The organism is Actinoplanes sp. SE50/110 (genome assembly GCF_900119315.1).
In the GTDB taxonomy this organism is placed as follows: Bacteria; Actinomycetota; Actinomycetes; order Mycobacteriales; family Micromonosporaceae; genus Actinoplanes.
The window spans coordinates 9,146,363-9,172,116 of record NZ_LT827010.1 but is presented as its reverse complement, the minus strand read 5'-3'; the positions used below and the strand labels follow the sequence as shown (position 1 = coordinate 9,172,116).

29 protein-coding genes are annotated in these 25,754 nt (G+C 72.3%); 14 read left to right on the top strand and 15 right to left on the bottom strand.

Annotated elements, in window-relative coordinates; translation table 11 throughout:
- Window positions 1-226: 226 nt before the first annotated feature.
- The 4 genes from moaC to ACSP50_RS41135 are packed head-to-tail and all read left to right on the top strand — an operon-like array spanning window position 227 to window position 2,932.
- The gene (gene moaC, locus ACSP50_RS41150) at window positions 227-667 is read left to right on the top strand and encodes a cyclic pyranopterin monophosphate synthase MoaC (RefSeq protein WP_369793985.1); all 441 of its coding nucleotides are present in this window, start codon (window positions 227-229) and stop codon (window positions 665-667) included.
- Window positions 664-1,137 (top strand): molybdenum cofactor biosynthesis protein B, encoded by a 474-nt coding sequence (locus ACSP50_RS41145; RefSeq protein ID WP_014695262.1) that lies wholly within the window; start codon window positions 664-666, stop codon window positions 1,135-1,137. The genes moaC and ACSP50_RS41145 overlap by 4 nt, the downstream gene beginning before the upstream one ends.
- 48 nt (window positions 1,138-1,185) lie before the next feature.
- On the top strand, window positions 1,186-2,403 hold the full coding sequence (locus tag ACSP50_RS41140; RefSeq protein WP_014695261.1) for a molybdopterin molybdotransferase MoeA: 1,218 nt from the start codon (window positions 1,186-1,188) through the stop codon (window positions 2,401-2,403).
- Between the two features lie 37 nt (window positions 2,404-2,440).
- Entirely contained in the window at window positions 2,441-2,932 is a 492-nt protein-coding gene (locus ACSP50_RS41135) for a molybdenum cofactor biosynthesis protein MoaE (protein ID WP_014695260.1), read from the top strand.
- 5 nt (window positions 2,933-2,937) lie between these two features.
- Here ACSP50_RS41135 and ACSP50_RS41130 read toward each other — a convergent pair whose 3' ends face one another.
- From ACSP50_RS41130 to ACSP50_RS41115, 4 genes are all read right to left on the bottom strand, one after another.
- Entirely contained in the window at window positions 2,938-4,233 is a 1,296-nt protein-coding gene (locus tag ACSP50_RS41130) for a glycosyltransferase family 87 protein (protein ID WP_157432821.1), read from the bottom strand.
- Window positions 4,234-4,451: 218 nt separating this feature from the next.
- Window positions 4,452-5,030, bottom strand: coding sequence for a DoxX family membrane protein (locus ACSP50_RS41125; protein ID WP_014695258.1), 579 nt, complete (start codon window positions 5,028-5,030; stop codon window positions 4,452-4,454).
- 28 nt (window positions 5,031-5,058) lie between these two features.
- Window positions 5,059-6,264 (bottom strand): ATP-binding protein, encoded by a 1,206-nt coding sequence (locus ACSP50_RS41120; RefSeq protein WP_014695257.1) that lies wholly within the window; start codon window positions 6,262-6,264, stop codon window positions 5,059-5,061.
- A 107-nt stretch (window positions 6,265-6,371) separates the two neighbouring features.
- Complete coding sequence (locus ACSP50_RS41115; protein ID WP_014695256.1) at window positions 6,372-6,995, bottom strand: hypothetical protein; 624 nt, start codon at window positions 6,993-6,995, stop codon at window positions 6,372-6,374.
- Window positions 6,996-7,275: 280 nt separating this feature from the next.
- On the opposite strand from ACSP50_RS41115, the gene ACSP50_RS41110 reads away from it, so the two are divergent.
- The gene (locus tag ACSP50_RS41110; RefSeq protein ID WP_014695255.1) at window positions 7,276-7,695 is read left to right on the top strand and encodes a prepilin peptidase; all 420 of its coding nucleotides are present in this window, start codon (window positions 7,276-7,278) and stop codon (window positions 7,693-7,695) included.
- Here the strand turns inward: ACSP50_RS41110 and ACSP50_RS41105 are convergent.
- From ACSP50_RS41105 to ACSP50_RS41085, 5 genes are all read right to left on the bottom strand, one after another.
- On the bottom strand, window positions 7,682-10,807 hold the full coding sequence (locus tag ACSP50_RS41105; protein WP_043516486.1) for a UvrD-helicase domain-containing protein: 3,126 nt from the start codon (window positions 10,805-10,807) through the stop codon (window positions 7,682-7,684). The genes ACSP50_RS41110 and ACSP50_RS41105 overlap by 14 nt on opposite strands.
- A gap of 65 nt (window positions 10,808-10,872) precedes the next feature.
- Window positions 10,873-12,186 (bottom strand): metallophosphoesterase, encoded by a 1,314-nt coding sequence (locus tag ACSP50_RS41100; RefSeq protein ID WP_014695253.1) that lies wholly within the window; start codon window positions 12,184-12,186, stop codon window positions 10,873-10,875.
- Between the two features lie 228 nt (window positions 12,187-12,414).
- The gene (locus ACSP50_RS41095; protein ID WP_014695252.1) at window positions 12,415-12,666 is read right to left on the bottom strand and encodes a MoaD/ThiS family protein; all 252 of its coding nucleotides are present in this window, start codon (window positions 12,664-12,666) and stop codon (window positions 12,415-12,417) included.
- A complete protein-coding gene (gene moaA / locus ACSP50_RS41090; protein ID WP_043513205.1) occupies window positions 12,663-13,679 on the bottom strand; it encodes a GTP 3',8-cyclase MoaA in 1,017 nt (338 codons plus the stop codon). The genes ACSP50_RS41095 and moaA overlap by 4 nt, the downstream gene beginning before the upstream one ends.
- Before the next feature lie 109 nt (window positions 13,680-13,788).
- Window positions 13,789-14,646 (bottom strand): fructosamine kinase family protein, encoded by an 858-nt coding sequence (locus ACSP50_RS41085; protein ID WP_043513203.1) that lies wholly within the window; start codon window positions 14,644-14,646, stop codon window positions 13,789-13,791.
- Between the two features lie 56 nt (window positions 14,647-14,702).
- Here ACSP50_RS41085 and ACSP50_RS41080 point away from each other — a divergent pair, with 56 nt between their 5' ends.
- Together ACSP50_RS41080 and ACSP50_RS41075 are read left to right on the top strand one after the other, a co-directional pair.
- Entirely contained in the window at window positions 14,703-15,206 is a 504-nt protein-coding gene (locus ACSP50_RS41080; protein ID WP_014695249.1) for a GNAT family N-acetyltransferase, read from the top strand.
- Window positions 15,207-15,292: 86 nt separating this feature from the next.
- On the top strand, window positions 15,293-16,315 hold the full coding sequence (locus ACSP50_RS41075) for a DUF4192 domain-containing protein (RefSeq protein WP_043516482.1): 1,023 nt from the start codon (window positions 15,293-15,295) through the stop codon (window positions 16,313-16,315).
- Here the strand turns inward: ACSP50_RS41075 and fdhD are convergent.
- Window positions 16,305-17,135, bottom strand: a complete 831-nt coding sequence (fdhD, locus tag ACSP50_RS41070; protein WP_043513200.1) for a formate dehydrogenase accessory sulfurtransferase FdhD — start codon at window positions 17,133-17,135, stop codon at window positions 16,305-16,307. The genes ACSP50_RS41075 and fdhD overlap by 11 nt on opposite strands.
- A gap of 91 nt (window positions 17,136-17,226) precedes the next feature.
- Between fdhD and ACSP50_RS41065 the strand changes: the two genes are divergently transcribed.
- From ACSP50_RS41065 to ACSP50_RS41055, 3 genes are read left to right on the top strand one after another with little or no spacing between them, the layout of a single operon-like run.
- Window positions 17,227-17,808, top strand: coding sequence for a molybdenum cofactor guanylyltransferase (locus ACSP50_RS41065; RefSeq protein WP_014695246.1), 582 nt, complete (start codon window positions 17,227-17,229; stop codon window positions 17,806-17,808).
- On the top strand, window positions 17,805-18,050 hold the full coding sequence (locus ACSP50_RS41060) for a DUF6457 domain-containing protein (protein ID WP_014695245.1): 246 nt from the start codon (window positions 17,805-17,807) through the stop codon (window positions 18,048-18,050). Before ACSP50_RS41065 ends, ACSP50_RS41060 begins: the two co-directional genes overlap by 4 nt.
- Window positions 18,051-18,103: 53 nt before the next feature.
- Window positions 18,104-19,183, top strand: coding sequence for a hypothetical protein (locus ACSP50_RS41055; protein WP_014695244.1), 1,080 nt, complete (start codon window positions 18,104-18,106; stop codon window positions 19,181-19,183).
- Window positions 19,184-19,190: 7 nt separating this feature from the next.
- On the opposite strand, the gene ACSP50_RS41050 is transcribed toward ACSP50_RS41055, so the two are convergent.
- Window positions 19,191-19,631, bottom strand: coding sequence for an Lrp/AsnC family transcriptional regulator (locus ACSP50_RS41050; RefSeq protein WP_014695243.1), 441 nt, complete (start codon window positions 19,629-19,631; stop codon window positions 19,191-19,193).
- A 68-nt stretch (window positions 19,632-19,699) separates the two neighbouring features.
- Between ACSP50_RS41050 and ddaH the strand changes: the two genes are divergently transcribed.
- Both ddaH and ACSP50_RS41040 read left to right on the top strand, forming a co-directional pair.
- Window positions 19,700-20,530, top strand: a complete 831-nt coding sequence (ddaH, locus tag ACSP50_RS41045) for a dimethylargininase (RefSeq protein WP_080128169.1) — start codon at window positions 19,700-19,702, stop codon at window positions 20,528-20,530.
- A gap of 29 nt (window positions 20,531-20,559) precedes the next feature.
- The gene (locus ACSP50_RS41040; protein ID WP_014695241.1) at window positions 20,560-21,099 is read left to right on the top strand and encodes a bacterial proteasome activator family protein; all 540 of its coding nucleotides are present in this window, start codon (window positions 20,560-20,562) and stop codon (window positions 21,097-21,099) included.
- Here ACSP50_RS41040 and ACSP50_RS41035 read toward each other — a convergent pair.
- From ACSP50_RS41035 to ACSP50_RS41020, 4 genes are all read right to left on the bottom strand, one after another.
- Window positions 21,096-21,884, bottom strand: coding sequence for a Cof-type HAD-IIB family hydrolase (locus ACSP50_RS41035; protein ID WP_014695240.1), 789 nt, complete (start codon window positions 21,882-21,884; stop codon window positions 21,096-21,098). The genes ACSP50_RS41040 and ACSP50_RS41035 overlap by 4 nt on opposite strands.
- Window positions 21,884-22,696 carry an HAD family hydrolase gene (locus ACSP50_RS41030; protein WP_014695239.1) on the bottom strand — a complete coding sequence of 271 codons (813 nt, stop codon included), beginning with the start codon at window positions 22,694-22,696 and terminating at the stop codon, window positions 21,884-21,886. Before ACSP50_RS41030 ends, ACSP50_RS41035 begins: the two co-directional genes overlap by 1 nt.
- 108 nt (window positions 22,697-22,804) lie before the next feature.
- Window positions 22,805-24,064, bottom strand: a complete 1,260-nt coding sequence (gene serS / locus ACSP50_RS41025; RefSeq protein WP_014695238.1) for a serine--tRNA ligase — start codon at window positions 24,062-24,064, stop codon at window positions 22,805-22,807.
- A gap of 31 nt (window positions 24,065-24,095) precedes the next feature.
- Complete coding sequence (locus ACSP50_RS41020; RefSeq protein WP_052311849.1) at window positions 24,096-24,767, bottom strand: hypothetical protein; 672 nt, start codon at window positions 24,765-24,767, stop codon at window positions 24,096-24,098.
- A 67-nt stretch (window positions 24,768-24,834) separates the two neighbouring features.
- Between ACSP50_RS41020 and ACSP50_RS41015 the strand changes: the two genes are divergently transcribed.
- Together ACSP50_RS41015 and ACSP50_RS41010 are read left to right on the top strand one after the other, a co-directional pair.
- Complete coding sequence (locus tag ACSP50_RS41015) at window positions 24,835-25,263, top strand: OsmC family protein (RefSeq protein ID WP_014695236.1); 429 nt, start codon at window positions 24,835-24,837, stop codon at window positions 25,261-25,263.
- A gap of 100 nt (window positions 25,264-25,363) precedes the next feature.
- Complete coding sequence (locus ACSP50_RS41010; protein WP_172898948.1) at window positions 25,364-25,711, top strand: metallopeptidase family protein; 348 nt, start codon at window positions 25,364-25,366, stop codon at window positions 25,709-25,711.
- Window positions 25,712-25,754: the final 43 nt, after the last annotated feature.

The window sequence follows — 25,754 nt, the reverse complement described above, 5'->3', positions numbered from 1 at the left end:
GGTTTCCGAATGGCAACTGAATGCGATCAAAATGTGCTGCCGGATACAATTTTCATTGTCATTGCAGGGGCCCTGGCCAGTGCGGGAACCCTGCGGAGCCGGTATGGACAAAGTGTGAAGCCGATCTGCCGGAGATGCGAACGCGTGTCCCCCGATCGCTCGATAAGCTCCCGATATGCCCCAGGAATCGCATCTGACCCACGTCGACGAGTCGGGCGCCGCCCGGATGGTCGACGTGTCCGGCAAAACGGTGAGCGACCGCCGTGCCGTCGCCGCCGGCGCGGTGCACACCACCGCCGAAGTGATCGACCTGCTCCGGGGTGACAACCTCCCCAAGGGCGACGCCCTCGCGGTGGCCCGCCTCGCCGGGATCATGGGCGCCAAGAAGACCCCCGACCTGATTCCCCTCTGTCACCCGATCGGGCTGCACGGCGTCAAGGTCCAGCTGGAACTCGGTGCCGACGTCGTGCACATCACCGCCGTCACCAAGACCGCGGACCGCACCGGCGTCGAGATGGAGGCGCTCACCGCGGTCGCCACCGCCGGCCTCGCGATGATCGACATGATCAAGGCGGTGGACCCGGCCGCGAGCCTCGACGCGGTCCGCGTGCTCCGCAAAGAGGGCGGGAAGACCGGCGACTGGGTGCGACCGGAGAACCGCCCGTGACCATCCGGGCCCGGGTCATCGTCGCCTCCAACCGCGCGGCGGCCGGCGTCTACGCCGACACCAGCGGCCCCCGCCTCGTCACCGGCCTGCGCGAGCTGGGCTGCGAGGTCGGCGAACCGGTCGTCGTCCCGGACGGCGAGCCGGTCGCCGAAGCCCTGCGCGCCGCCGTCGCCGACCGCATCGACGTCGTCCTGACCAGTGGCGGGACCGGGGTCACCCCGACCGACCGCACCCCGGAGGCGACCCGCGGCCTGCTCGACTTCGAGATTCCGGGCATCGCCGAGGCGATCCGCGCCTACAGCCGTGACCGGGTCCCGGCCGCCGCCCTCTCCCGAGGTCTTGCCGGGGTCGCCGGCCGCACCCTGATCGTCAACCTGCCCGGCTCCACCGGCGGCGCCAAGGACGGCTTGGCCGTCCTCGGCCCCCTGCTGGCACACACCGTCGACCAGATCCGCGGCGGCGACCACTGAGTCCTGTCCCGCGCCGGGGTGCTGTCCCGTGCGGATTAGGCTCGACCGGTGAGCACTCCTGCGATTGGCTGGGACCGGGCCCGCGAGCTCGCCCACCAGGCCGGCCTGACCGCCGCCACCGGCGTCGAGCGGATCCCGCTCGCTGACGGCGACGGACGCACCCTGGCCGAGCCGCTGCGCGCCCTGACCGCCCTGCCCGCGTTCGCCACCTCCAGCATCGACGGCTGGGCGGTCCGCGGCGACGGCCCCTGGCGCCGGGCCGGTCAGGTGCTGGCCGGCGGCACCCCGCCCCCGCTCACCGAGGACGGCACCTGCGTCGAGATCGCCACCGGTGCGATGGTCCCGGCCGGCGCCGCCGCCCTGATCCGGGTCGAGGAGTCGGAGATCGGCGCTGACGGCACGGTCACCGGCACCCCTCGTCCCAGCCCGGAGTGGCGCCTGCCCGGTGAGGAGGCCGCCCTCGGTGAGGAACTCCTGCCGGCCGGCACGCCGGTGGACCCGGCGGTCATCGGCGTCGCGGCCACCTGCGGTCACGAGCTTCTGGCGGTACGCCGTCAGCCCCGCGCCGCCCTGCTCGTCTTCGGCGACGAACTGCTGACCTCGGGCCGGCCCGGCGACGGCCGCGTCCGCGACTCGCTCGGCCCGCAGGTCCCGTCCTGGCTGCGGCGCTGCGGCGCCACGGTCACCTCGGTCAGCGGCCCGGTCAAGGACACCCTGGACGCCCACGTCGAAGCCGTCCGCGCCGCCCTGGACACCGCCGACCTGATCTGCACCACCGGCGGCACCATGCACGGCCCGGTCGACCACCTGCATCCCGCCCTGACCGAGCTCGGCGCGGAGTACGTGGTCAACACGGTCGGCGTCCGCCCCGGCTTCCCGATGCTGCTGGCCCGGATCCCCGGCCCCGACGGCCGCCCCCGCTTCCTGGCCGGTCTCCCGGGCAACCCGCAGTCCGCGGTGATCGCCCTGATCAGCCTGGTAGCCCCACTGCTCACCGGCCTGGCCGGCCGCCCGTTCCGCGCCGACCTTCCGCTGGTGACCGCGGCCCGGCCGATCCCGGGCCGCGGCCGCGACACCCACCTGGCCCTGGCCACCCTGGATCACACCGGCCGCATCGCCACCCCGGCCGGCCACGTCGGCTCCGCGATGCTGCGTGGCCTGGCCACCGCCCACGGCTTCGCCGTGATCCGGCCCGGCGTCCGGGTCGAGGCCGGCGACGACGTCCCGTTCCTGCCTCTCCCGCTGCTTCCCGGCGAGCGCCCGTGACCACCCTGAACCGCCGATTCCTTCCTGGAGAGCGCGCATGACCAGTCCCGCAGCGGCCACGCCGGAGACCGGCCCGGACGTCGAACCGGTGGACACCGCCGAACGGCGGTCACGGGTCGTCCTCGCCGAGGTGCTGGACACCCCACTGGATCTGGCCGCGCACGAGGCCGCCGTCACCGACCGCCGCGCCGGCGCGGTCGTCTCCTTCCAGGGCGTGGTCCGGGACCACGACCACGGCAGGGGAGTGACCCTCCTCGAATACGAAGGTCACCCGTCAGCACCCGCCGTGCTGCGCGAGGTCGCCGAGGAGATCGCCGCCGACCCCGCCGTCTACGCGATCGCCGTCTCGCACCGCATCGGCCCGCTGGAGATCGGCGACGTGGCCCTGGTCGCCTCGGTCAGCACCGCCCACCGCGCGGCCGCCTTCGCGGCGTGCGCCCGCCTGGTCGACGAGGTCAAGGCCCGCCTGCCGATCTGGAAACGCCAGCTGTTCACCGACGGCGCCGAGGAATGGGTGAACTGCCCGTAGGCGGGTCAACCACCCCGAGGCCCCGGGATCGCCGCCGCCCGGCGCCCCGGCCCGGGCCGATCCCACATCGGCCCCGGCCGCCAGGGCAGCATTCCCACCAGCACGAACAACGCCACCGCGTACCCGTCCCAGCGGAGCAGCACCCCCGGCGTGGCGATCAGCAGCGCGTATCCCCCCACGGTCAGCCCGCCGAGCACCGCCCGCCCCGCCCGCCCACACCCGGTCCCGCCCGCCATGCGGCGGCCCACCACCCGGTCGGCCATCACCAGCACGGCGGGCAGCAGCCACAGCATCTCGGCCGGCGTCGTCATCGGTCCGAAGCCGGCCGCGGTCAGCCCGATCAGGGTGAAGGCGGCCACCTCGTCGCCGGCCAGGTTCGCGGTCCGGGCCCGGATGAGGCCGACGGCGAGCAGCATCGCGCCGAAGGAGAGCCAGACCAGTACGGGTGGCGCCGGGTAGCCGTAGATGCGCGCGAGCATTCCGGCGAGTGCCTGGTTGTCGGATGCGTTCAGGGGTTCGGTGCGGTTGAGTTCCCACAGGGTGTCGCCGAACCAGGTGACCGTCTCGCGGGGTGCGAAGAGCAGCCCGGCGAGGGTGACGGTGATCGTGGTGGCCAGCGCGGTGACCGCGGCCCGGCGTTGGCGCAGCACGAGGAGCCCGGCGAGGAAGAACAGGGGGGTCACGGAGAAGGCGGCGGCGAGTCCGGTCCCGACGCCCGCCCATGATCCTTCGGTCCAGCCCTGGCGCAGCCGTTCCGGCAGGTGGTCGGGTGGGTGCCGGTCTGCCGGGGTGGGCCAGTGCAGTTGCCGGCGCAGGGCGACGAGGTCGGCGACGATCAGGCCGAACAGCAGCAACTCGGGCCGGCCTTCGCCGAGGGTCGCCCGGACGGGTTCGGTGAGCAGGGCGAGGGCGGCCGCGGTGAGGGCGATCGGGGTGCGCCGCCGCCGGTGTCGCCGGGCGATCGGGGTGGTGAGAACGACGGCGGAGAGCAGTAGTGCGGCGACGCTGGTGAGGGCGAGTAGCCAGCCGGCCGCCTTCAGCGGCAGCAGGGCGAGGGGCGCCAGGATGATGGCGAGTCCGGGCGGCAGCGCGGCACCGGCCTGTGTTCCGGGTTGGCGGTACGTGTACAGCCCGCCGCCGCCGAGCCAGTCCCGCACCGCCGCGTGGGTCACCGCGAGGGTGCTCAGCCCGTACCGGGAAAGCGTCAGTGAGATGAGCGCGAGGGTTCCGAGTGCGCCGACGGTGACCAGTGCGGATCTGGTTCTGGTGGCGCGTGGAGCGCGTCGCTGGGTGACCGGCATGGCGCGACCCCCGTCTCGTCCTCCGGGCATGGCACCGCCTGCCTCTGGTGCACGGTGGCCGGTGGTGACCGGGCGGGTACGAGCCGGCCGGGTCGGGTGATCCGGCCAGCTCGAAGACCGTCCGTGCGGCCCCTCGTCCGCTTTAACGCAAAGGTCGGCTCAAGGTTGTTTTCCGGACAATTTGGACATTGGGTCGTACGGGTCGAGGGCGGGGGTGTTCAGCCGGGCAGCTTGCGTGCCGCGCCGGCGGAGAGCGCCGCGATCTTCGCCTCCCGCTTCGCGGTCCGCACCGCGCGACGCACCTCGCGGCGTGACCGGTCCACCGCATGGGTGAGCGTCCGCTGTCCGCGATCGACCGCGTGGGTCGTGCGATACCGCAGACCCGGCTCGCCCTCGGTGTCGGCCGCGGCGAGCAACAACCCGCCGAGCAGCCCCAGGTTCTTCAAGAAGTGCACCTGCTGCTCGGCGCGCTGCTCCGGCGGAGCCGCCCAGAACGGATGACCGGCGTACGTCGTCGGCAGCAGACCGGCGGCCAGCACGGCCGCCGCGGGCCGGGTGAGCCGGCCGGTGGCCAGGGCCAGACCGGCCAGCACGTCGGTGCCGGCCTTGAGCCGGACCAGGGTGGCCGGGTCGGTGGGCAGGCGCGGGTCGGCCTTCTCCAGCAGCGGCGTGAACCGGTCGGTGACCCGGCGGGCCGCCTGTATCCGGCCCTCACCGGGCTTGATCAGCACGCGGACCCCGCTGATCACGAAGATCGAGGCGAGCATGGCTCGGGCGGCGGTGCGGACGGGCTTCATGAACTCCCTTATACCCGTCCGGGGCCGATCACACCGGCTGTGTTCGGAGGTACCGGCCGAAGTGCGGGACGGTGAAGGCCACCGTGCCCCGCTCGCCCGAGTAGATGAGTCCTTTCTTGATCAGGGCGTCGCGGGCCGGCGACAGGCTGGCCGGCTTGCGTCCGAGCGAGGTGGCGATGTCCGAGGTCGGCACCGCGGCGTCCATGTCGTTACCCGGGTCGCCGGAGAGGACGGCCATTGCCCGCATGTACTCCCGCTCGGCCGGGGTGGCGCGCTCGAACCGGGAGCCGAAGAAGCCGACCGCCAGTTCGCTCTCCGCCTCGGGCGCCGCCATCTGCACGTCGCCGGCGGTGATCGGGGACTGCGGCGCGTGATCCCAGGTGGCCTTCCCGTACGCCTGCACGAAGTACGGGTAGCCGCCCGACTTCTCGTAGAGCAGGTCGAGCGCCTCCTGGTCGTAGTCGACGCCCTCCCGTTCGGCCGGCACGCCCAGGGCCAGGTCGGCCGCGTCCCGGTCGAGCCGGTCGATGCGCTGGTAGCGGAAGAGGCGCTCGGAGTAGGACTTGGCCGCGGACAGCACCGCGGGCAGGTGGGGCAGCCCGGCCCCGACCACGATCAGCGGCGCGCCGAGCTGGGACAGTTCGTGGCAGGCGGCGCAGAGCGCGGACACGTCGGTGCCGCTGAGGTCCTGCATCTCGTCGATGAACAGGGCGATGCCGGTGCCCACGTCGGTGGCCAACGACGCGGCGTCGGTGAAGAGCTCGACCAGATCGATTTCGATGTCGCCGGAGTCGGCACGACCCCGAGCCGGCGGTACGTCGATGCCGGGCGCCCACCGGTCCCGCAGTTTCCCGGTGCTGTCGTTGGCCCGCAACGCGAACGCCTTCAGCACGCCGAGCACCTCGTCGACCCGGTCCGGGTCGCGGTGGTGCGGGGCGAGCTCGCGGATCGCCATGTGCAGGGCGCCGGAAACCGGGCGGCGCAGCGACTGGTCCGGCCGGGCCTCGATCTTGCCGGTGCCCCAGAGCCGGCCGATCGCCGCCGAGCGCAGGGTATTGAGCAGCACCGTCTTGCCGACGCCGCGGAGCCCGGTGAGCACCAGGCTGCGTTCCGGGCGGCCGCGGGCGACCCGCTCCAGGACGACGTCGAAGGCGTCCAGTTCGCGGCCGCGCCCGGCCAACTCGGGTGGACGCTGGCCGGCGCCGGGAGCATACGGGTTCCGCACCGGATCCATGACGTAGCACCGTATCGGGCCATCTAGGACGAACGCTAGAGTCCGCTCGATATGTCGCTCTAAAGCTGTCTAGCGCCTCCGCTAGACAGGGCTAGAGCGGGTCATAGTCACTCCGGTTGGTACTCGCGCAGGCACAGCACGAAGTCGACATCGTCGTACTCGGTGTCGTAGTAGTACCACTTGGTGTACCCGGGAACCTTCGCGCACTTGGCGATCGCGTCCTTTTCGCCCGTGGTCCGGCCGTCGACCCGCTTCAGCACCTCGTAGGTGTTCGCCGCGCAGGCCACGATCCGCAGCTGAGGTTCCGCGTTGGTGCCCTCGTTGCGGATGCACTGCCCCCGGTTGGCGAACCGCGCGTCGGCGCTGGGCTGCACCCGGGGCACGGTCACCCCGGCCGGCGGCGTCGAGGCCGCGGTGCCCGCCCGGTCCTTGCGGCCCAGCACGTACCAGACCGTGGTGGCGAGCCCGCCGCCGACCAGCACGCTGAGCACCGCGATCAGGGCGCCGACCGCGAAGCCGCGCCGGCTCGGCCCGGACCTTCCGGCGGCCGGCCCGGGCGCCGAGGCCGCCGGGGAACCGGAGAACTGCTGGTGGGGGATCTGCGGGGAGCCCCATGCCGGATCGTTGACAGCGCGGCTGCTCTCACCCCAGGGATCGGAGGGTTCCGCATACGGCTCCTCGGGCCGCCCGCCGGACCAGGGCGGACCGGAGTATGGGCCGTTGTGCGACATCGGAAATCCTCCAGAAGCGGGCAACGCTGCCTGTCACGGTAGCGTGCGCCGCCTGTGGAAACCGCGCCGGAATGCGGGTCCGGTTGTCCACAACCCGACCTGCACCGAGCCGGCGCGGCCGTTACCTTCCCGGGCTGTGTCCCCACTACTCGTGATCTCGGCCGGGGCGGCCGGCGGTGTGACGGCGTACCTCATGACCCGTCAATTCTATGGTGTTTTGTCGGGTTTTCTGGTTTCCGCCCTACTGGCTGCACGCTGTGGCCCGGTTCCCCAGCTCGCGGTGCTGCTGCCCGCGGCCGCCATCGGCGTGCGGCTGGCGCTGACCGACCTGCGCACCCTCCGGCTGCCCGATCCGCTGGTCGTCGCGCTGGCCCTGGTCACCGGGCTTCCGCTGGCCGTGCTGGCGCCCGGCCGGATCCTGCCGGCCCTGGCCTCGGCCGTGCTGGTCGGCCTCACCTACCTGGTGCTCGCGCTGCTGCCCGGACGCGGTCTCGGGCTCGGCGACGTGAAACTCGGCGCGGTCCTCGCCCTGCTGCTCGGGCTGTTCGGCGGATGGCCCGCGGTGCTCACCGGCTTCGCGGTCGCCCACCTGGTCGGCGGGCTGACCGCGGCCTACCTCATGATCACCGGGCGGGGCCGGGTGTTCCCGTTCGGCCCGGCACTGCTGCTCGGCGCGCTCGCCGCGATCACAGCAGCCTGAGCTGCCGATCCTTCGGTTTCGCCGGGGCTGCCTCGCCCAACCGCTCGAACAACCCGGAGTCGATCACGTCGAGGAACGGCGTCGGCTGTTGCTCCCGCTCACTGCCGTGCCGCGACCGCTTCGCCGAGTGGCTCACGTAGAGCCGGTCCTGCGCCCGGGTCAACCCGACGAAGAACAACCGCCGCTCCTCGGCGATCTCCTCATCGGTCGGCGTCGCACCGGGCCAGCGCAGCGGCAGCAAGCCGTCCTCGCAGCCGACCAGGAACACCACCGGGAACTCCAGGCCCTTCGCGGCGTGCAGGGTCAGCAGGTTGACCGCCTCGGCGCGCGGATCCAGCGCGTCCACCTCGGCGCCGGTCTCCAACTGCTGCAGGAACAGCGGAAGGTCGTCGCCGGCCCGCTGGGCCAGCGGGGTGAGCAGGTCGGCCGCCGACCAGATGTCCTCCGGGGCGATCTGGCCACCGTCCAGGGTCGGGGCGGCATACCGCTGGGCCAGCCCCTGGGCGGCCTGCCTGACCCGGGCGGCGAGGGGGCCGCTGAGACCGCCGGCGTGCCGCAGCTCGCGGGCGATCACCTCGACGCCGGGCCGGTCCCGCAGCCGGTTGTGCGACCGCTTCTGTACCGGGATGCCGGCCCGGGAGAGCGCCTCCAGGATCGGCCCGGACTGCGCGTCGGTGCGGTACAGCACCGCCACGTCGGAGAAGGACAGCGCCCCGGCGGTGGCCGCGCGCGAATCCACCCGGCCCGAGTCCAACGACCGGTGGGACAGGCCGCCGACCAGCTCGTCGATGGTGCGGACCACGAAGTCGGCCTCGTCCGAGACGCTGCGGGCCGGATAGCGGCCGACCAGCTGCGCCTCCGGGTCGAGCCGGGCCGGATCCAACCGGCGGCCGCTGACCAGTGACGACGGGGCGATCGCCTGCACCGCGGCGGCCAGGATCGGCGCCGACGAGCGGTAGTTGCGGGTCAGCCGGACCAGCCGGGCGTCGACGAAATCCTGGTTGAAGCGCAGGAAGTAGCGCACGTCCGCGCCGCGGAACGAGTAGATCGCCTGGTCCGGGTCGCCGATCGCGCACAGGTTCCCGTCCGCCGGGGACAGCAGCCGGAGCAACTCGTACTGCAGTTCGTCGACGTCCTGATACTCGTCGACGAAGATCCATTGCCAGCGTTTCCGATACCGCTCGACCAGGGCAGGATCCTCGCGCAGCAGCGCCACCGGCACGCTGATCAGATCGTCCAGGTCGACCAGATCCTGCTGGCGCAGCAGCTTCCGGTATGCGCTCTCGTCGTCGCCGGCCTGCTCCCGCGCCTGCTTCTGCTCGGGCTCCTCGGCGATCCGCCAGCCGGCGGTCAACCCGGCCGCCTTGGCGTTCTCCTTCAGGATGGTCAGGCCCAGCGAGTGGAAGGTGCCCACGGTGATGTCCTCGGCCACGTCGCCGAGCAGGCTCTCCAGGCGCTCGCGCAGCTCGGCCGCGGCCCGCCGGGTGAACGTGATCGCCAGGCAGCGCTCCGGGAAGACGCCGAGCTCGGCGCAGAGATACGCGATCCGGTGGGTCAGCGTGCGGGTTTTGCCGGTACCCGGGCCGGCCACGATCAGCAGCGGACCGCCGGGGGCCGAGGCGGCCACCCGCTGCATCGCGTCCAGCCGGTCGAGCAGGCCGGTGCCGACCTCCTCCATCCCGGCCAGCATCGGCTCGAACGGCTCGTGCGGGCTGGGCGGCGGGGCGATCGGCGGCGGCGCCGGTTTCGCCTTGACCGGCTTGGCCTTGGGCTTCGGCTTCTCCGCGGCGGGCCGGGCCGGCGCCTTCGGCTCGGGGAACATGTCGAACAGCGTCTCGACCTGCGGGGCGCTCGACCGGTTGCGCAGCTCACCCGGCTCGAACAGGGTGATCACCCCGTACTCGCCGTCGTAGCCGGCAACCCGTCGCACGTCGCCGCGCCGCAGCCGGGTGATCGCCTCCCGCAGCTCGTCGCCGCCGGCCTTGCCGATCTCGTCGACCGGCACCTTGCGCAGGATGTCCAGCTCCGCGCCGAGCGTCGCGACCAGGTGGGTGAGTTGCGACTCGACGGTCTTCGACTTCGGGCCGACGCCGTGGATCTCGCCGAGGATCTCGTGCAGCTGGATCAGGTGCTCGACGTGGACGTCCCGGGTGAAACCCTCCGGGCGGTCGGCCAGGTCCTCGACCCGGCTGAGCACGCCGACGGTCAGCGGGCGGCCGCACTCCGGGCAGAGGCCGCCGGCCGCACGGGTGCGTTCCGGCTCCCAGTTGACGTTGCAGGCGCGGTGGCCGTCGGCGTGATACTTGCCCTCCTCGGGGAAGAATTCGAGGGTGCCGGCCAGGCCGATGCCGTCCCGGACGGCGAAGTAGTCCGGGGCGCCGGTGAACAGGGTGGCCTCGCGGGCCAGGGCGCCGGGGGAGTGGGCGTCCGAGTTCGACACCAGGCGGTAGCGGTCGAGGCTGGAGACCCGCCAGTTCATCGCCGGGTCGGAGGACAGGCCGGTCTCCACCGCGGTGATGTGGTCGGCCAGGTCGGCGTAGCAGTCGGCGATCGCGTCGAAGCCGGATTTCGAACCGAGCGCGGAGAACCACGGGGTCCAGATGTGCGCCGGGATCAGGTAACCGCCGGCCTCCAGGGTGATCTCCAGCAGGTCGCGGGAGTCCAGCCCGAGGATCGGGCGGCCGTCGGCGGTCAGGTTCCCGATCCGGCCGAGCGCGGTGTTGATCCGGCCGGCCGACTCGAAGTCGGGGGCATAGAGCAGGTGGTGCACCTTGCGGGTGCGGTCGTCCCGCTTGTAGATCGTGGAGATCTCCACGCTCAGCATGAACCGGGCCGGTGCGGTGCCCTGCAGCGAACCCGGCAGTCGCCGGGTGACCGGCTGCTCGTCGCCGAGCCGGAACAGGCCGGACTCGGCGGGCTCCAGGCTCTCCCGCAGATGCTCGAACCAGGCCGGGTGAGTGAAGTCACCGGTGCCCAGCAGCGCGATGCCCTTGCGCCGAGCCCACCAGGCCAGGTTGGGCAGCGTCAGGTCACGGCTGCAGGCCCGCGAGTACCGCGAGTGAATGTGCAGGTCCGCGACGTATGTGTCCGGGCTGACCTCCACGTCTCGCATCCTGTCACGGCCGTCGGTTCCGCCACGAATCGCCACGCTCAAACACACTTACCGATCTTGATGAGTTACGCCACGCGGAGTTCGACCACCGTGACCTGCGGTGGCGCCCCCACGCGGACCGGTGGGCCCCAGAAACCCGCGCCGTTGGTCACGTAAACCGGCACGCCGTCCACCTGTCCGAAGCCGGAGACTACCGGTTGCTGAAGCTTCACGACGAAGTTGAACGGGGCCATCTGGCCGCCATGGGTGTGCCCGGACACCTGCAGGTCCACGCCGTAGGGCGCGGCCTGCCGGGCGGCCAGCGGCTGATGCGCCATCAGCACCACCGGCCGGCTGACGTCCCGGTCACCGAGTGCCCTGCCGAAGTCGGCCGGATCGCCGTAGTCCTCCCCACCCAGGTCGTTCACTCCGGCCAGGTCCAGCCCGTCGATCGCGACCCGCTCGTTGCGCAGCGGCCGCATGCCGAGCTCGGCCACCTCGTCGATCCACGGCCGGAAGCCGGAGTAGTACTCGTGGTTGCCGGTCACGAAGTACGCGCCGCGTCGCGACTCGATCCCGCGCAGCGGCTCGGCGAGCCGCCCCAGTTCCGCGACAGTGCCGTCCACAAGGTCACCGACGACGCACACCACGTCCGCGTTCACCGCATTGATCACCCGGGTGATGCGCTCGGTGTGCCCGATCCCGGTCAGCGGCCCCAGATGGATGTCGGACACCACGGCCAGGCGGGTCCCGTCCATGCTGCGCGGCAACTTGGCGATCGGGATCCGCACCCGGTCGATCCGTGGTGCCCCGGTGGCCTCCCGCACCCCGTAGCCGGTGACACCCGCCGCGGTCAGCCCTGCGAAGATCGCCGCACCGCGCGCCAGAACCAGCCGCCGGTCGATCCCCGCAGGCGGCCCGCCGTCCGCCGGCGCCTCGCCGGCTGCCGTCGGCAGCGGTGCACCCGGCGCACCGCTCGGATCCGCCGCGCCGGACCCGGTCACTCCGGCGCTGCCCTCGGCCGGGACGGCCCCGGCCGGCTGCAACTCACCGTCCGCGACGCCGCCCCGGACCAGCGGTCCTGCGGCGCTTGCGGCGGTACGCCCCCGGTCTGCCCACAGCACCCGCAGCACCAGCCGCGGGATCTCCAGCACGGCCAGAGTGATCACCAGGTAGAACAGCACGGCGATCCACAGGTAACCCGGCCAGGCCAGCCACTTCACGTGTCCGGCCCGCACCCCGATCAGCGTCGCCGGTACCAGCAGCGCGAGCACCAGGGCCACCACCGTGCCCACCCGCCGCCCCCACCGGGATCGCAGCGTGTCCCGGACGAGCCGTTTCCACACGTAGGCACAGATCAGGGCGAAGAGCAGCAAGATGATCACTGCGACGAACGCCACCACATCCCCCTCCGAGCGAGCCGGACCAAGTCTCCCCGACCCGCCCCGCTCTCACACACCGCACCCACGCACCTAACGACCGTCCCGTCGCGACCGGGCGTCCATCCCAGCCACTGGTGATCGGGCGCCGGTCATCCCGGTCGTAAGGGATGGCGGAACGCGGCAGGTCGCCCGCAGGCCGGCGTCCGGAGCGGGCCGGGGCCCGCCGGTGACGGCACGGGTGGCCGGTCAGCCGCCGGCGAAGGGCGGCAGGATGTCGACCGTCGCCCCGGCCTGCAGCGGCGCCCGCCGGTCATGTCGGGTGAGCCCGTCCACCAGGAAGCTGGCCGCCGTCAGGACGAGCCCGAGGCGCTCCCCGTGCCGGTCGGTCAGCAGTCGGCTCAGCTCGTCCAGCGAGCCGGCCGCCACCTCCTCGGCCGACACCCCGCCGGCGGCCGCCCGGGCTCCGGCGAAATAGCGAACGGTGACCAACAGGCTCATCCTCCGATGGCGGACATGGGTCGGGCGGGCTGCAGGAACGCCGGGTCGTCGATGCCGTGACCGGCTCGCTTGCCCGACATCGCGACCCGCCAGGACTCGGCGATCTCCACGTCCGGCGCCCCGTCGCGCAGCAGCTTGCGCAGGTCGCTCTCCTCGGTGGCGAACAGGCAGTTGCGCACCTGGCCGTCGGCGGTCAGCCGGGTGCGGTCGCAGTCACCGCAGAACGGGCGGGTCACGCTGCCGATCACGCCGACCCGAGCCGGCGCGCCGGCCGCGTCGACGAAGCCGGGGACCAGCCAGGTCTCGGCCGGAGCCGTTCCACGTGAAACCACGTCGGGACACAGATCGAAGGGCTTGAGCGCGGCCAGGATCTCGTCGGCGGTCACCATGGTGTGCCGGTCCCACTGATGCTGCGCGTCCAGCGGCATCTGCTCGATGAAGCGCAGCTGATAGCCGTGCTCCAGCGCGAACCGCAGCAGCGGCGCGGCCTCGTCGTCGTTCACCCCCCGCATCAGCACAGTGTTGATCTTCACCGGGGTCAAGCCGGCCTCGGCGGCGGCGCGCAGGCCGCGCAACACGTCGGCGTGCCGGTCGCGCCGGGTCAGCGATCGGAAGCGGGCCGGGTCGAGCGTGTCGAGCGAGACGTTGACCCGGTCGAGGCCGGCCTCGCGCAGCGGCCCGGCGAGCCGCTCCAACCCGATCCCGTTGGTGGTCACCGACATCCGGGGGCGCGGCCGCAGCCCGGCCGTCGCGGCCACGATGCCGACCAGGCCGCGGCGGATCAGCGGCTCGCCGCCGGTGAATCGGACCCCGGTCACCCCGAGCCGCTCGACCGCGATCCGCACCAGCCGGATCACCTCGTCGTCGGTGAGCTGCTCGGGCTGCGGCATCCAGGCCAAGCCCTCGGCGGGCATGCAGTAGGTGCACCGCAGGTTGCACCGGTCGGTGAGGGAGACGCGCAGGTCGGTCGCGACCCGGCCGAAGCGGTCGGCGAGCGCGATCACGGCCGCCACCGGGCCCGTTCGGCTGTTCTCCACATCTCGCTCACGAATGCGAATCTAGCCGCTTCCCGGCCCGGTTGCCGCTAGGCATATCGGCCGGTGGACGATGGCCCCTCGACCCTCATCCGCGCAGGACGGCGCGGGCGGCCGCCACCACCGCATCGCGGTAGCCCGCCCCGAAGGCCGCGGTGTGCACGAGCAGCAGGTGCAGCTGGTGCAACGGGATCCGCCGTTCCCACCCGTCGGCCAGCGGCCATTCGGCCCGGTATGCGCCGAGGATCACATCGGCGTGCGCCACGCCGCCGAAGAGCGACATCGTCGCGAGGTCGGTCTCCCGATGACCCCCGTGCGCCGCCGGATCCACCAGCCACGCGCGCCCGTCGGCCCCCCACAGCAGGTTCCCCGGCCACAGGTCACCGTGGATGCGCGCCGGCGGTTCCTCCACGGCGTACGCCGCAATCGTCTTGATGATCTCCTCGACCAGTGCGGCGTCGGCGCCGGAGAGCGCACCGCGATCGACCGAGGCCCTCAGGTAGGGCAGCAGCCGGGTGTCGGCGAACCAGCTGCTCCACGGCCCCGCGGAGGGCGTGTTGTCGAGCGGGAGCGGCCCGATCCAGCCGGGCCAGGGCGCGCCGAAGGTCTCCGCGCCGCTGCGGTGCAGCGCGGCCAGGCCGCGCCCGAAGGTCTCCGCGGCCGCACGGCCGGCGGCACCGGGTTCGATCCATTCCATCGCGATCATGCCGGGCAGCGCCACCACGATTTCCGGTACGGGTGTCGCCCCCGCCGCGCGCAGCCAGCGCAGTCCCGCCGCCTCCGCGGCGCACGACGTCGCGGTCTTCGCGAACAGCGACGTCCCGTCGTCGAGGGTCAGCCGGGACGTCGAGGTGACTCCGCGATGGATCGGTGTCTCCCGGATCCGCTGGTGGGTGAGAAATGTCGGGAGGTGCTCCGGGTGCGCGCGCAGATACGCCATGTCCACCCGGTTATCTTGCGCTTCGGGTGACGGACATCCCATTTCAGAGGCAAAATGTCGGCATGGCCCCTGTCGTAGTGCGTTCGTACCGGCCGAGTGACCACTCCGCTGGCCGGCGGCTGTGGGCTGAGCTCACCCGGCAGCAGCATCAGATGTACGGCGAGTCCGATGACGACGGTGGCGCCGGTTTCGAGGAGTATCTGACCCGTCTCGACCTGTCCGGCCTGTGGGTCGCCGACCACGCCGACGACGGGGTGATCGGGATGGTCGGGCTGATCATGCGCAACCGGGCCGGTGAGGTCGAGCCGGTGGTGGTCACCATCACCCATCGGCACAAGGGCGTGGGCCGCCGCCTGCTGCAGCACGTCGCCGGCGAGGCGAAGAAGCGGAACATGACCTCGCTGACCATCTCCCCGTCGTCGCGCAACGTGGAGGCGATCCGCAGCCTGCATGCCGCCGGTTACGACGTGGTGTCGTCGATCGAGCTCACCATGGATCTGGACCGCCACGCCCACGCCTGGCAGCAGGAGGGTCTGGAGCTGCAAGGCCTGCCGTTCCGCAACTGACGGCCGCGCCCGGCCTGTGGACGAGTTGTCCACAGGCGCGCCGGATGGCACGCGCCGCTCCCGGCCGCCGGGCCACGCTGCCCCGCATGACACCCGACTGCCGCCTCGCCATCCGCAACCCGTCCGAGCTCATCGCCGTCGTGCCGTTCCTGATGGGCTATCACCCGAGTGACTGCGTGGCCCTGGTCGGCCTCGCCCGGGACCGGGTCGACTTCGCTCTCTGCCACGACCTGCCCGGCCCGGACTGGACCGACGGCGACGCCCGGGCCGCGGCCGGTTCGGTGGCCGACGCCGTGGCCCGGCAGCGGGCCCGCACCGTGGTGGTGATCGGCTACGGCCCGCCCGGCCGGGTCAGCCCGGCGGTGCTCAGCACCGCCCAGGCGGTCCAGGACCGCGGGGTGGAGGTGCTGGAGATGATTCGGGTCACCGACGGCCGCTGGTGGTCCTACACCTGTGCCGACCCGCTCTGCTGCCCACCCGAGGGCATCCGCTGCCTGCCGGGCGACAGTCTGGTCGCGGCCGAGGCGACCTATCACGGCAGGGTCGCGCTGCCCAGCCGCCGGGCGCTGACCGCGCAGGTGGCCGCGGTCGGCGGGGCGGAGCGCGAGGCGATGGCGGCGGCCACCGAGCGGGCCCGGCGCCGGTTCACCGACCTGATCGCCGACGATCTGAGCGCCGACCGCTACGGCAGGCTGATTCGCCAGCAGGGCGAGGCCGCGGTGCGCGCCGCGGAGAAACGCTACCGCGCGGGCTCCCGCCTGGACCCGGACGAGACCGCCTGGCTGGGCGTGCTCCTGGTGAACCGCAAGGTGGAGGATCTCGCGCTGGACCGGGTGACCGGACAGGGCTGGCAGATCCAGCTCTGGACCGATGTGCTGCGCCGCGCCGAGCCGGCCTATGTCGCGCCACCGGCCTGCCTGCTGGCGTTCAGCGCGTGGCGGGCCGGGCACGGCTCACTGGCCCGGGTGGCGGTCGACCGGGCGCTGGCCGAGGAGCCGGAGCATCAGCTGGCCGGCCTGCTGCACAACGTGCTGGGCCACGGTCTGGCCCCGCACATGGTGGTGCTGCCACCGCGAGGGGCTGGCCCGTGGCGGCCGTTCAGACGGTGACCCGCTCCGCCCGAGAGTAGACGTTCATCGTCGACCCGCGCAGGAAGCCGACCAGCGTCATCCCGGACTCGTCGGCCAGCTCGGCCGCGAGCGTGCTCGGCGCCGACACCGCGGCCAGCATCGGCAGCCCGGCCATCCAGGCTTTCTGGGTGAGCTCGAAACTGGCCCGCCCGGAGACCATCAGCACGTGCCCGGCCAGCGGCAGGCGCCCGTCGCGCAGGGCCCATCCGAGCACCTTGTCCACCGCGTTGTGCCGGCCCACGTCCTCGCGCAGGACGAGGAGCTCGCCGGCCGCGGTGAACAGGCCGGCCGCGTGCAGCCCACCGGTCCGGTCGAAGGTGCGCTGCGCCGCCCGCAGCCGGCCGGGCAGCTCGACCAGCGTGGCGGCCGGCACCCGTAGCGGGTCGGCGGCCACGTCGAAACGCGACCGGGTGCGCACCGCGTCGATGCTGGCCTTTCCGCACACTCCGCACGAGCTGGTGGTGTAGAAGTTGCGGCTCAGATCGGTGACCGGCGGCGGCACGTGCGCGGCGAGCACGACATCCACCACGTTGTACGTGTTGGGGGTGTCCGTCCCGGCGCACAGCTGAGCCGTGACCACGTCCTCGGCGGCGCCGATCATGCCCTCGCTGAGCAGGAAACCCATCGTCAGGTCGATGTCGTGCCCGGGGGTGCGCATGGTGACCGCGAGCGGTTGCCGGCGCACCCGGATCTCCAGCGGCTCCTCGGCCGCGAGCTCGTCGGGGCGCTGCCGGCGATCGCCCGGAGCCGCACCGAGATCGATGCGCACCACCGGCCGCCGCGCCGAATTCCTCCCCATGAGGCGGAGCTTACGACCCACGCTGTCCGAGCGCGTGGTCACGTCCGCCACCCGGTCGGGATACGGTACTCACGTGGGGGGATTTGCGGCGGTGGTCCTGGCCGGTGGTGCGGCGCGGCGGATGGGTGGAGCGGACAAGCCGACGCTGGCCGTTGCCGGCCAGTCGATGCTGACCCGGGTGCTGGCCGCGGTGCACGACGCTGACCCGCGGGTGGTGGTCGGCCGGGTCTCCGCCGACCTGCCCGTTCCGGTGCACGTGACCCGGGAGGAGCCACCCGGTGGCGGCCCGGTGGCGGCCGCGGCGGCCGGGCTCGCGCTGGTCCCCGAGACCATCGCGTACACCGCGCTGCTCGCCGCGGACCTGCCGTTCCTCACCGGAGAGGCGATCGACGTGCTGCGCCTGACCATGGAGTCGGCGCCGATGGAGGGCGCGGTCTACCGGGACACCGACGGCCGGCTGCAGATCCTCTGCGGGGTGTGGCGCACGGCTGCCCTGCGCGCCGCGATCGACCGGCTCGCCGAGCGGCGCGGCGGCCTGCACGGCGCCCCGGTCCGGGAGCTGGTCGAGCAGTTGCGGGTCGCCGAGGTGTCCTGGCGCCGCCCCGGCCCGCCGCCCTGGTTCGACTGCGACACCGACGACGACCTGCGCACTGCCGAGGAGTGGGCGAGATGAGCGAGCTGGACAGGTGGGTCGCCGCGGCGAGCGCCGAGCTGGGCGTGCCGCGCGAGGACGTGGCGGTCACGACGGTGCTCGACATGGCGCGCGACGTCGCGCACAGCGTGGTCCGCCCCGGCGCGCCGGTCACCGCGTACCTGATGGGCCTGGCCGTCGGCCGGGGCGCCGACCTGACCGAGGTCGCCGAGCGGGTCACCGCGATGGCGCTGAGCTGGACACCGGCCACCGAACAGGCCTAGGCCGTCCACAGCACGGCCGCGCTCGATAGGGTGACGGGAACGGAGGTGCGATCATGACGGCAGAAGGCGTGGCGGCGGGCGACTCACCCGAGGGCGTGTTGCTCGACGAACCGACCACGGCCGACCTACGGGCCAAGGTCACCGAGGCGTGGCGGGAGTTCGCCGGCGCTCTGGCCGGGGTCCTGTCCCGCCTGCAACCCGGCGCCCAGGTCGACCTCACTCTCGACCCCACCGCGTCCGGCACCGGCACCGCGGTCTATTCGGTCAGCATCCGGGTGCTGCCCGACGGCGTGACCGAGGCGCTCGCGGTCGGCAACGCCGCGCTGCCCGCCGAGTTCCGGATGAATCGGGCCGCCGTCGCCGACATGGTCGCGCTCGGCTGGTCCCCGCCCGGCGTGCTGGCCGGCTCCGGCGACTTCTTCGGCCTGCGGTCCGAGCAGGCCAAGGCGACCGCCCTGGCCACCATCGTGTCCCGCACGCTGCGGGACGTCTACGGTGCGCCGCACCCGGCCTTCCTGGTCTACCTGGTGCACGACGACGAGGACGAGCCGATCGACGCCGGCCCGCTGGCCACCGCCCGGCCCGAGGCCGGTCTGGACGCCGGGCTCGACCTGCGCGAGCTCGATGACGACCCGCTGCTCGGCGACATGGTGGCCGACGAGGTGGTGCCGCTCGACGAGCGGGTCCGCACGGTGATCGCCACCATGTCGAAGACGACGGTCGACCAGCTCCAGGTCGACGCGGACGGTGACGTCGGGATCCGGGCCGGCTCGGCGATGGTCTTCGTCCGGGTCCGGGACAACCCGCCGCTGGTCGACGTCTTCTCCCCGATCCTGACCGAGGTGGAGCCGACCGAGCAGCTTTACGTGAAGCTGTCCGAGCTGACCAACCGGATGCCGATCGGCCGGCTCTACTGCGCGCAGGACACGGTGTGGGCCTCCATCCCGGTGTTCGGCCGCAACTTCCAGGCCGTGCACCTGATGCTGGCGGTGCAGGTGATGACCGGCCTGGCCGACGAGTTGGACGACCGGCTGCACGGCGAGTTCGGCGGCAAGCGGTTCTTCGGCGAGGGCGACAAGCCGGCCGCGCCCAAGGCGAGCGACGGCGAGCACCGCACCGGGATGTATCTCTAGTAGGCGATCAGAACGGCATCTCGATCAGCCGGGACAACACGATCATGCTGCGCGTCGAGGTCACGAAGGGCTCGGCGCGCAGCCGTTCCAACGCCTGCTCCAGGTGACCGATGTCGGCCGCGCGCAGGTGCACCAGCGCATCCGCCTGACCCGACACGGTGTACGCGCCGACCACCTCGGGGTGCCGCCGGGTGGCCACGGTGATCTGCGCCGGGGTGGTCCGCCCGGTGCAGAACAGTTCGACGAAGGCCTCGGTCGTCCACCCCAGTGCCTCGGGTTCGATCACGGCGGTGAATCCCTTGATCACCCCGACCGCGCGCAGGCGGTCCACCCGGCGTTTCACGGCCGGGGCGGACAATGAGACCTTGGCGCCGATCTCCGCGTACGAGGCGCGGGCGTCCGCGACGAGCAACGCAATGATTCGCTGGTCGACGGCGTCCATCTGCAACGATTCGCCTCCGAGGAGCAAGATTTCGAGCTGTTTGACGCCTCGCAGCCTACCTACGCTAAAACCTCATGAGCCAGCAGGAGCGAAAGCCGCGTACCAGGACATACTTGATGTGTCCCCCGGAGCACTTCACGGTGGAGTACGCGATCAACCCGTGGATGGACACCGCGGTCGCGGTCGACGCCGCCCGCGCCGTGAAGCAGTGGGAGTCGCTCCGCAGCACCCTGATCGATCTCGGCCACGTGGTGCACGTGCTCGACGCCCGTCCCGGCCTGCCCGACATGGTCTACTCGGCCAACGGGGCGTTCTCGGTGGACGGCACCGTCTACGGCGCGCGCTTCCGGTACCCGCAGCGGGCCGACGAGGCGAGCGCGCACCGCCTCTTCTACGAGGCGGCCGGCACCTGGAAGTTCATCGCCCCGGAGCACGTCAACGAGGGTGAGGGCGACTTCGCGTACCTGCCCGCCGCGTACGGCGGGATCGTGCTGGCCGGCTACGGCTTCCGTACCGACCCGGCCGCGCACGCCGAGGCGCAGGAGGTGCTGGGCCGGCCGGTGATCTCGCTGCGACTGGTCGATCCCGCCTTCTACCACCTGGACACCGCGCTGGCGGCGCTCGACGACCGGCACGTCACGTACTACCCGGAGGCGTTCTCGCCGGCCTCGCAGCAGGTGCTCGCCCAGCTCTTCCCGGACGCGGTGCTCGCCGACCGGGCGGACGCCGAGGCGTTCGGGCTGAACCTGGTCAGCGACGGCCGCCATGTGATCCTGAACACCGACGCGGTCGGGATGGGCCGCAAGGTCCGCGACGCCGGCTACCAGCCGGTCCACGTCGACCTCTCCGAGCTCAAGCGTGGTGGCGGTTCGGTCAAATGCGCCGTGGCTGAGCTGCGCGGCTGACGCCGCGCGCCAATGCGAAGATGGGACGCATGACTGACGACTCCCGCACCACCGAGCACAAGGAAGACGGCTCTGTCATCGTCATGGGCCCCGACGGCCGCCCGATGGGCACCATCGAGGAGGACGGCACCATGAGTCCCGAGGAGCCGGGCAACCTCATCGAGCAGCCCGCGAAGGTCATGCGCATCGGCAGCATGATCAAGCAGCTGCTGGAGGAGGTGCGGGCCGCTCCGCTCGACGAGGCCAGCCGGGGCCGGCTGCGGGAGATCCACCAGCGTTCGATCAAGGAGCTGGAGGACGGCCTGGCCCCCGAGCTGCGCGAGGAGCTGGAGCGGCTCTCGCTGCCGTTCGAGGGGGAGACCCCGCCCAGCGAGCCCGAGCTGCGGATCGCCCAGGCCCAGCTGGTCGGCTGGCTGGAGGGCCTGTTCCACGGCATCCAGGCCGCCCTGGTGGCCCAGCAGATGGCCGCCCGCCTGCAGCTGGAGCAGATGCGCGGCGGCCAGGGCCGCCCGGCGCTGCCGATGGGCGGCATCCCGGGCAAGGAGCGCCCCACCGGGCAGTATCTCTAGAGCCCGTACAGCTCGCGGAGATAGACCGCGACGCCGTCGTCGACGTTCGCCAGCGTGACGTCGTCGGCGACGGCCCGCACCGCCGGGTGCGCGTTGCCCATCGCCACCGCCCGCCCGGCCCAGGTCAGCATCGGGATGTCGTTGGGCATGTCACCGAAGGCGACCACCTCGTCAGCGGTGATCCCCTCCCGCTCGCAGTACCACGCGAGCCCGGCCGCCTTGGTCACCCCGGCCGCCGAGATCTCCACCAGCGCCGAGGACGACGACCGGGTCGCTTCGGCCACCCCGTCGAGCGCCTTGGTGACCAGCTCCAGGAAGTCGTCCGGGTCGGCGGTGCCGGAGCGGGCCAGCAGCTTGATCGCCGGCGCCGAGGTGAGCTCCTCGGGCGCGGCGATCACCCGGACCCGCGGGTCGGGCCAGCGCAGTGGCCAGGCCGGCTCGTGCCGGAAGGCTCCGTCGACCATCTCGACGGCGAGGGTCAGGTCGGGCGCCGCGTTCCGCAGCCGCTCGACGACGTCGACCAGCACCTCGCTGGTGAGCGACGCGCTCCACAACACCTCACCGGTGTGCGGGTCGTGGATCACCGCCCCGTTCGCGCAGACCGCCGGCAGCGGGGCCGGCAGCTGGGCGTAGAGCTCCTCGACCCAGCGCAGCGGCCGACCGGTGACCAGGACGACGCGCGCCGGGACGGCGGCCAGCACGTCGAGGGTGACCTGGCTGATCCGCCGCTCGTCGTCGACCAGAGTGCCGTCGATGTCGGTCGCGATCAGCCGGTAGTTCCCCATCACCTGGACAATAGCCGGTCCAGGAACACGGCCACGCCGTCCTCGTCGTTGGTGAGCGTCACCTCGTCGGCGACCGCCAGCAGCTCGGGGTGCGCGTTCGCGACGGCGACCCGGCCCCAGCCGGCCCAGCCGAACATCGGCAGGTCGTTCGGCATGTCCCCGAAGACGAGCACGTCGGCCGGGTCGACGCCGACCGCCTCGGCGACCACCGCGAGCCCGGTGCCCTTGTCGACGTGCGCCGGGCAGATCTCCACGTAGTCCAGGCCGGCCTGGGTGACCGTCGCGACGTCGGTCGGAACCACCCGCCGGGCGATCGCCAGCAGTTCGTCGACGTGATGCTGGAAGGACCGGGCGAACGCCTTGATCACGTCACCGTCGAGGCACTCGGCCCGGGTGCGCGCCTCCACGGTGACCGGGTAGCGCCAGGTCGGGTCGTAGTCGCCCCAGAGCGGGGAGTCGTCGTGCTCCAGCGCCTCGAACATCACCGAGAGCGGGCCGGCGACCGACTCCATCGCGGCGAGCACGTCGGCCAGAACCCGGCCGGGCAGCCGGGCCTGCCGCAGGTATCGCGCCTCGGTCTGGTCGAGCACCCAGCCACCCTGGGCGAGCACCAGGTAGTCGGCGACCCGGATGTCGTTGCGGGTCAGTGCGGTCAGGCGGGGGCCCCGGCCGGTCGCGGCGACGATCCGGATGCCGGCGTCATGGACCCGACCCAGCACCTCGTGCGTGTAGGCGGACACCGTGTCGTCGCTGCGGACGAGGGTGCCATCGAGATCCGTGGCGATGAGCTTGGGAAGCCCAGGCTTGAGCATCGGAACCTCCGAGGGTTGAGCAACCCCCGCGGAGGGCGGAAGGAGAACGGTACACCTGCCCGGCCACCAGCGGCTATGACGACTGGTGACCGGGTGGTGTCGAGATCGTCAACGGCTGGGTTCGAGGATTTCCCGGCCGCCGAGGAAGGGCTGCAACGCCTTCGGCACCCGCACCGAGCCGTCCGGCTGCTGGTGGTTCTCCAGGATCGGGATCAGCCACCGGGTGGTCGCGAGCGTGCCGTTCAGGGTGGCCGCGGTCTGCGGCTTGCCGTTCTCGTCGCGGTACCGGATGTTGAGCCGGCGCGCCTGGAACGTGGTGCAGTTCGACGTGGAGGTGACCTCCCGGTACCGCCCCTGCGACGGCACCCACGCCTCGCAGTCGAACTTGCGCACCGCGCTGGAGCCGAGGTCACCGGCGGCCACGTCGATCACCCGGTACGGGATCTCGACCTTGGCCAGCATCTCCTCCTCCATGGCGAGCAGGCGCTGGTGCTCCTCGGCGGCGTCCTCCGGCCGGCAGAAGGAGAACATCTCCACCTTGTCGAACTGGTGGACGCGCAGGATGCCACGCACGTCCTTGCCGTGCGAGCCGGCTTCCCGCCGGTAGCAGGTGGACCAGCCGGCGAACCGGGACGGCCCGGCCGACAGGTCGAGGATCTCGTTCGAGTGGTACGCCGCGAGCGCCACCTCGGAGGTGCCGACCAGGTAGAGGTCGTCCGCCTCGAGCCGGTAGATCTCGCTGGCGTGCGCGCCGAGGAAGCCGGTGCCCTCCATCGACTCCGGCCGGACCAGGGTCGGCGTGATCGACGGGGTGAAGCCGTGCTCCACCGCCTGCTGGATGGCCAGCTGCAGCATGCCGAGCTGGAGCAGCGCGCCGACGCCGGTGAGGAAGTAGAACCGCGAGCCGGACACCTTGGCGCCGCGCTCGGTGTCGATCGCGGCGAGCGCCTCGCCGATCTCCAGGTGGTCCTTCGGTTCCGCGATCTCCGGGATCGGACCCACCTCGCGCAGCACCACGAAGTCGTCCTCGCCGCCGGGCGGGGCGCCGTCGACCACGTTCGGCACCGCGAGGTGCGCGCGCTTGAGTGCCTGCTCGGCCTCACCGGCCGCGGCCTCGGCCGCCTTGACCGCGGCGGCCAGCTCCTTGGTGCGCGTCAGCAGGGCGGCCCGCTCGTCCCCGGAAGCCTTGGCGACCTCCTTGCCGATGGACCTCTGCTCGGCGCGGACCGTCTCGAACCGCTGGGTGGCGGAACGGCGCTCCTCATCGGCACGCAGCAGGTCGTCGACCAGCTCGGTGGACTCGCCGCGCAGCCGCTGGCTGGCGCGGATCAGGTCGGGGTCGTCGCGAAGCAGACGCAGGTCAATCACAGGGGTCAAGCTTACGCGGTGCGGCCTCTCATTATCGGAGGTGTGGTTTGTCCCGATTGTCGAGCGTGTGGGCGAACGGCGCGGTCGGCGTGATGCTCAACTCCAGCGGCTCGTCGTCCGGCGCCGCCACAGCCCGCGCCGCGACCGGCGGGGCGGGTGCGGTGGCACGCCCGGACAGCCAGAGCGCGAGCATCGCGGCGGTCACCCCGGCCACGGCGCACCACAGCCCGCGGCCCAGGGCGACCTTCAGATGCCCGGTGTCGATCTCGATCAGGTAGAACCGGGAGATCAGCCGGCTCTGCCCGCTGAGCATCCGGAACATCGCCGCCAGCAGCGCCAGCAGCGTCCCGCCGACGCCCAGCCCGGCCAGCCGGGCATACCGCTGCCCGGCCGCCGGTCCGCGCACCGCCAGCAGCACCGCGACAACCAGGATCAACAGCCCGACGGTGTACGCCGCGCCGACCCCGTCCAGGTCGAACAGGTCGGTCGGCAGCTTCTTGGTGGCGCCCACCTCGTCCGACCCGAACGCCAGCCCGTCCACCGTGGTCACCTGCCACTCGGAGATCAGCGACCCGAACGCGGCCACCGCGGCCAGCCCGCCCACCAGCGGCGCGACCCGGTGATCGCGCCCCAGCCCGCGCAGGAATCCGGCCCGTTCCGGGGCGCCGAACTCGACCACGGCCCCCGTATCCATCTCCGACATGTGAACCATGATGAGCCTTGGGTTGTCGGACACTCCATCGAGCCCCGGATGGGTTAGCGTTTTGTCCATGCCTATTCGTTCTGCCACGGCCCGCTGGGAAGGGAACCTCACCGAGGGTTCCGGCACGGTTAAGACTGGTAAGGGTGGCCTGCAGGGGAGCTACTCCTTCAAGTCACGCTTCGAGGAGGGCGAGGGGACCAACCCCGAGGAGCTGATCGCCGCCGCGCACTCCGGCTGCTTCTCGATGGCGTTCTCCAAGGGCCTCGCCGACGCGGGCTTCACGCCCACGTCGGTCGAGACGGTCGCCAAGGTGCACATGGACAAGACCGACGCCGGTTTCGGTGTCTCCCGGATCGACCTGGAGACCGTCGGCGACGTCCCCGGCATCGACGAGGCCACCTTCCAGAAGATCGCCGAGGGTGCCAAGGAGAACTGCCCGATCTCCCGCCTGCTCAGCCCCGGCGCCCCGATCAGCCTCACCGCCAAGCTGGTCTGACCTTCTCCACCCCGGCCGGCGCACCCGCGCCGGCCGGCAGCTACCCGCCGGCGCGCCCTCCCGGGGCCGCGCCGGCGGCGGCACAATGGTCGGCGTGCCGGTGGAGATGAGTCGCGAGCGCTTCGAGGAGCTCGTCGGTGAGGCCCTCGACGAGGTGCCGCCCGAGCTGCTGGCCCTGATGAGCAACGTGGTCTTCCTGGTCGAGGACGCCCCGCCGGACGGCAGCGACGACCTGCTCGGCCTCTACGAGGGCACCGCCCTGACCGACCGCGGCTGGGACTACGCCGGCGTCCTGCCGGACCGGATCACCATCTACCGCCTGGCCACCCTCCGGGTCTGCGACTCCGAGCAGGACGTCGTCGAGGAGGTCGCCGTCACGGTCGTCCACGAGATCGCCCACCACTTCGGCATCGACGACGACCGCCTCCACGCCCTGGGATGGGGATAAACCCCCGAAAATCCGATTGCGACGGTACGCCGTCAGCCGCCCC